Origin of the sequence: Actinomyces sp. MRS3W (assembly GCF_032465695.1) — a bacterium.
GTDB lineage: Bacteria > Actinomycetota > Actinomycetes > Actinomycetales > Actinomycetaceae > Actinomyces.
In genome coordinates this window covers 1-1,314 of the sequence record NZ_JAWDJJ010000283.1, presented here as the reverse complement: position 1 = coordinate 1,314, position 1,314 = coordinate 1, and the positions used below count along the sequence as shown (strand labels likewise).

1 protein-coding gene is annotated in these 1,314 nt (G+C 69.8%); it reads right to left on the bottom strand.

Features of this window, described 5'->3' with window-relative positions; translation table 11 throughout:
- Window positions 1-973, bottom strand: a 973-nt coding sequence (locus tag RWX45_RS10835; RefSeq protein ID WP_316023734.1) for a sensor histidine kinase, incomplete at its 3' end; no start/stop codon positions are given.
- Window positions 974-1,314 lie beyond the last annotated feature (341 nt).

Genomic DNA, 1,314 nt, shown 5'->3' with positions numbered 1-1,314 from the left:
CGCCGGCTGTGTAACCGGCGGGGGAACTGAGGTCGCGGGAGGCGGCGTCCGCTTCGTTGAAGTCGGCGGGGGCCGTGACCCCGGTGGGGACAGGTGAGGCGGCGGTGTCGTCGCCCGGTGCGGTGGGGGAGGCGGCCGGGTCTTCGCGCAGCACCCCCACCAGCCGTCGGGTGTCGGCCAGCGCGGAGCGCCCGGTCTCCGCGAGTGTGCCGAGCGCCTCCTTGGCCATGGTGGGATTGTGGTCGACGGCGGCTGCGGCGCCGTCGGCCAGGGTGATCATGACAGCCAGGGAGTGGGCGACGACGTCGTGCATCTCGCGGGCGATGCGGCTGCGCTCATTGGCGACGGCGAGCAGCGCCTCCTGCTCCCGGGCCAGCACCAGGCGTGCCGAGCGGGTCTCGGCCTCGCGCAACTGCAGCTGCTGCGTGCGCAGCACCGTGCCGACGAGCACGCCGACGATATTGATGAGCGCGAGCAGAGTGCCCGGCGCCCAGATCGCGTAGAGGGGAATCCCGTTGAAAACCGCCTGCGTCACCGCCGTGACGGCGGTGGACGTCAAGCAGGCGAGCCACACCCAGATGGCGCGGTGGCGCATGGCCAGCGTGGCCAGGGTCAAGGGCGTACCCAACAGGACGAAGGCCTGCAGACAGTCGGAGGCGTAGGAAGCATCGATAAGGTCGAGGTGGAAGCCGCGGATGATGGCGATGTTGTGGGCCGCCGGCAGGAAGGTCAGCACTGCCCAGGCGGTGACGACGTAGCGGCGGCGGATGGTCAGCGCCAGGGTGCACAGCAGGCAGGCGGCGAGCGTGAGCGGCAACCAGGATGTGAGTGAGGCGATCTCCGCCAGGCGCAGCGGCCACAAGCCCATGAAGACATTGAGTAGCAGCACGATTCCCGCGACGGCGCCGTCGGCGAGGTAGTGGTGCGACTGTTGCCAGCGCAACACGCGAGCGGTGGTCGATGACGTGCTCATCGGTTCTGCTCCCGTCTGCTTCACAGGCACATTGTGCCCCGGTGAGTTACTGGAATGGGTCATGGGGACGAGCTCGGCGGCGGAAGGGCCGGACTGGAGGGCGGCGCATCCGTCGCCGCCGGACGCGGACGAAGGACGCCGGTGGTGCCGGAGGATCCCATCTCCGGCACCACCGACGCAGCTTGTGGGGCTCAAGCGTCGCGGCGGGCGAAGAGCAGCCAGCCGAGCAGCAGCGGCACGAACGCCCAGGCGGCGAAGACGAGGGCCGCCTGCCACTGCTGGAGGAAGTACACGGAGTCGGCCTGCCCCCAGGTCACCATGTGCTGGAACGGGTCATAGAC